This window comes from Altibacter sp. HG106, assembly GCF_028561755.1.
Lineage (GTDB): Bacteria > Bacteroidota > Bacteroidia > Flavobacteriales > Flavobacteriaceae > DFVG01.
The window spans coordinates 1-4,334 of the sequence record NZ_JAQQTD010000019.1 but is presented as its reverse complement, the minus strand read 5'-3'; the positions used below and the strand labels follow the sequence as shown (position 1 = coordinate 4,334).

The 4,334-nt window shown below is 31.7% G+C and carries 3 protein-coding genes; all 3 read left to right on the top strand.

The window, feature by feature from the left end:
- Positions 1 to 146: 146 nt before the first annotated feature.
- Positions 147 to 1,613, top strand: a complete 1,467-nt coding sequence (locus tag PO830_RS14715; RefSeq protein ID WP_272854335.1) for a serine hydrolase domain-containing protein — start codon at positions 147 to 149, stop codon at positions 1,611 to 1,613.
- 262 nt (positions 1,614 to 1,875) lie between these two features.
- Positions 1,876 to 2,547 (top strand): DUF4468 domain-containing protein, encoded by a 672-nt coding sequence (locus PO830_RS14710; RefSeq protein ID WP_272854334.1) that lies wholly within the window; start codon positions 1,876 to 1,878, stop codon positions 2,545 to 2,547.
- 164 nt (positions 2,548 to 2,711) lie between these two features.
- Complete coding sequence (locus PO830_RS14705) at positions 2,712 to 4,127, top strand: hypothetical protein (protein ID WP_272854333.1); 1,416 nt, start codon at positions 2,712 to 2,714, stop codon at positions 4,125 to 4,127.
- Positions 4,128 to 4,334 lie beyond the last annotated feature (207 nt).

Genomic DNA, 4,334 nt, shown 5'->3' with positions numbered 1-4,334 from the left:
CCTCGCGGATTTTCAGTTTGGTGCGTACTTGCATAGTTAAGTGCTAACCCACGCAACTACTCATAGCCGAGACCGTTGGCACACATTTTCGAATTACCGTAACAATTCCTAAGAAAATATATCTTTTCTATAAAGCCAAAGCTCTAATGAAAAATATTCTACTTCTAATCTCTATATTGTTAATAGGATGTACCAGCCCTAACACTAAAAAAGAAAAGCTTGCAAAAGACATAAATAATCAATCTGAATTAAGGGTTAAAAAAATTGAAGAAAACTTAGTTCCTATTCATTTTTTGAAAGACAATTCAAATAGAATTTCCATTTCTAAGATGATGGAAAAGGATAGTGTTCCAGGAGTCAGTATTGCTTTTATTGAAAATGGGGATATAAGTTGGCAAAAAACCTACGGCTATTCAAATTTGCAAGATTCATTGCCTGTAACCACGAAAACTTTATTTAATGGAGCCTCCTTAAGTAAACCAATTGCTGCAATGGCTGCTTTAAATCTATCAGAAAACGGATTTATAGGCCTTAATGAAGATGTTAATACTTATCTCAAAAATTGGAAAATCCCACAGAATAAATTCACTGAAGAACAAAAAGTCACACTCAAAAGACTTATCGGCCATACTGGCGGAATAATAAATTACGTACCGCAGCCATATTCCCTAAATGAAAATTCTCCCAATTTAGTACAGATGTTATCCGGAACAAAACCGTCAGTTGACCCTCCAGTTTCAGTAATTTATGTTCCTGGCGAGAAGAGAAAATATTCTAATCCTGGATATACAATAATTCAAAAGATGATCGAAGATGTATCAGATAAGAATTTTGAATCTGTGATACAGGAATTAATATTTAAACCTTCTGAAATGTACAATAGTTCATTTGAGCAACCTCTCCCTCAAAATTTATTGAAGAAAACTGCTACAGGTTATTCGAAAGATCTCAAGGGTTATCCTTATAAATTATTTCCATGGAAGGCAGCAGGTGGTATCTGGACAACTCCTACAGATTTAAGCAAATTTACTATAGCACTTTTGGAGGATTATCATTCTAGTAAAAATAACATCCTATCTAAAAAAATGGCAGACAGTGTTTTTCAAAAAAAATCTGAACGTTTAGGTTTTGGAAAATTGTTTAGTCCAGAAAAACAGGATTTATTATTCGAGCATTGGGGCAGTAGCCCAGGTTTTACTTGCTACATGGTTGCATCTTTAAATAAAAAACAAGGCGTTATTATTATGACCAATAGTGATAATGGCACTATATTATTAAGCTACATAGCAAGAGCAGTAGCTCAAGAATACAACTGGGATTTTTTACAGCCGACGATATTTGAATCTTTTAAATTATCTGTTGATGAAATACTGACTTATGTTGGAAAATTTAGTGGTGGTGATAAAGAAATGGTATTTGAAATTTATAATGAAAACTTGGTTGTTAGTGATGCTAAAAATAATAAATCTAAACTCATACCAGTTGGTGGAAAAAAGTTCATATTAAAAGAAACCAACAATCTATATGAATTTTTGATTGATAAAAACGATAAGATAAATTATGTCCGCATAACGAATTCAGACGGTTATAACAATGACTATCGTAAACAATAAGTCAATACATAAAAACGTGTGCCAACAACGGCTATCATGCATCGGGTCATTTTCTTAGCCGAAAACACTATCTTTAAAACAAACTAAAAAGGTCATCGGAATATTTTGAACATATTCGGCGGCACCAACGTCTAGCTGAATCGCACGCGGTTAACACCGCTTCCCACAAACGCTACGCGTTTTGGTTCTGCCATTCAGCCGCCTAAGCTCCCGCCGACATGATAGCCCGGACCGTTAGCAAACATTTAGACGAACGAACAATATGAAAAATTTGATTTTAATTTTAACATTCTTGACTTTGACTTTGACATCTTCAAAGATTTATGGACAGGAATTCGAATATGCGGAAAAAACAATAACTGGAATTTATGAAGCAGACGGAAAATCCAAATCGGAAATATTCTCTGCTATAAATAAATGGATTGCTTTAAATTATAACTCTGCGAAAAATGTAGTACAACTAAATGACAAGGAATCTGGAACAATAATCGTGAAAGGAATAAATGAGGCTGTTTACAAAAATGTAATGAAAGAAATGTATCCTAAAAATAAATATATGCAGGAATACAATACAGTTGAGTTTAATCACACAATCGAAATAAACGTAAAGGACAACAGGTATCGAATAATTTACCATTTGACTGATATTATCACACCTGCACCAGTTGCGGGTTATAATTTGGAACAACAATACTCAATCGTTTTTGATATGATTGATTTTACTGGATTAAAGCAAGAAAAAATTGATGCTTATAACGAGTACGTTGACGAACTCTGGAAAAAGGCAATGGTTGGAAAAAAGAAAAGAGAAGAATTTCAGGAAATGACAAAACCAACCTTTGAGGAATTGATTAAAGGAGTTAAAGAAAGTGTGAAAGCTACAATGAATTCAGTCGGAACAACTGTTAAATCGACAAAAAAAGATGACTGGTAAAAAACGTTTGCTAACAATGTATAACCGCAATTACGGCGGATTCGACTACGTCCGAATCCACTCGGAATTGCTAACGTCTGTGCTAAACCGAAAATCATTATCTTTAAAACCGTAACTGACGGTTATACGAAACCGTTGGCATACATTTGAACAGACCGAACAAATTGAACAGATTAGATAAAATTAAACTTGAAGGAGTAAAAGTAAATTTAGTTCAAACTAATGAATTCTTGACGAACTTATTTTCGAAAAAAGAATTTACAATTAAAAGTAAATACCCCACGATTAATACTATAAAATGTACTTTAGAAAAAGGAAATAGGAGTTTTAAATATTCCGCAGGAGAAATATTACCAAAAGGGCCACCAGTTAAATATCAGCACAAAAGTTATGGTTACCAGGACCCATTTGAATTAATTAGTGAAGACTATCATTTTATTGCTTATAATGGAGCAGGTTCAATTAATTTAAAAATTGGTAAAGGATTTACTTCAACAGGAGAAATTAGAGATTTAAAGTCTAAATCATTCGATAACTTAACGGGAATACATCGAGCAATTATTCCAAAACCCAAATTTCATAATTTCCCAATTAGATATATTAAATCAGAAGGTTTCAATGTTGGTTCCTCTATTAGAGTTGCAGGTTATTTTTTAATTAAAATAAACAATCGGCCATTTGGTATTTATGACTATAAAATAAATGAAATTGAATCATTATTTATTGAAAACTATGATAACCTTCCAAGCAATGATTTCGAAAATTACATTTCAGCAATTATTTATTGTTTTGGGATTGTTAGTGGTCAGCTATTTAGAGATGAAGTAGTTATTTTAAAGTATGCTAGTCCTAAATTCGAGAAAATTATAGCTTTTAATTATAAAAAATTAGAAGATTCTATGAAAGGAATTCCTGCTTTAGACCCCCAATTATATTGGCAATTATCAGAAACAAATAAAATCAGACCATATTTAGAAAAAGAAGTTTTTGAAAATTTAGTGAATAAAAGCTTAAAGGATTTAAGACTATATCGAGCTATTAGAATTATGTCTGAAAGCTGTCAATATCCAATAGAAATTAAAGCTTCAACGTATTCAGTTGCTTTAGAAACTGTTAAAAACATAATTATAGAAGAAAATGGAGAAAAGATAAATCCATTCAAGCTAAAAAAGAAAGCTAGTAAAACTATTAAGGAATTAAAAAAAATAGTAGATGCAATTCCAGAATCTGAATTTAATAGCAAAAAAATGGTTTTAAATAAATTGGAACAATTAAATCAAGTTGGAAATAAAGATAGTTTACTACTTTCTTTCAAACTTTTAAACATTAAATTAAGTGAAGACGATAAAAGATGTATAAATATGAGAAATGATTTTCTACACGGTAGAATTCCGTTTGATATAGAAAATGACCCAAAAGCGTATGAATTACATCATATAGTTTATAAACTTCACTTGTTAGTATGTTCATTAATTTTAAAATATTCAGGCTTTTCTGGACTTATGCTTAACAATATAAAATTAGCCGACTTATTACATTTCGATAAGAAACTGAGGGAACCTTTATTCCGAAAAATATAAAAACGTATGCCAACAACGTATAACGCTCATAGCTGGCAGAATTACTAACCGAAAAACCCGTTTTCAAAACAAACCACACTCCTACTCGGAATAATTTGTATCTTGAAACCACGCAACGAGGCGTTATACTGGACCGTTGGCTACAATTAAAACTTAATTTTGAAAAAAGAAAAAGTAATTGATAAGTTGGAAAAACATTTAGCCGAA

Coding starts and splice junctions, on each gene's coding strand:
- PO830_RS14715 (WP_272854335.1), top strand. CDS start 147: ATGAAAAATATTCTACTTCTAATCTCTATATTGTTAATAGGATGTACC.
- PO830_RS14710 (WP_272854334.1), top strand. CDS start 1,876: ATGAAAAATTTGATTTTAATTTTAACATTCTTGACTTTGACTTTGACA.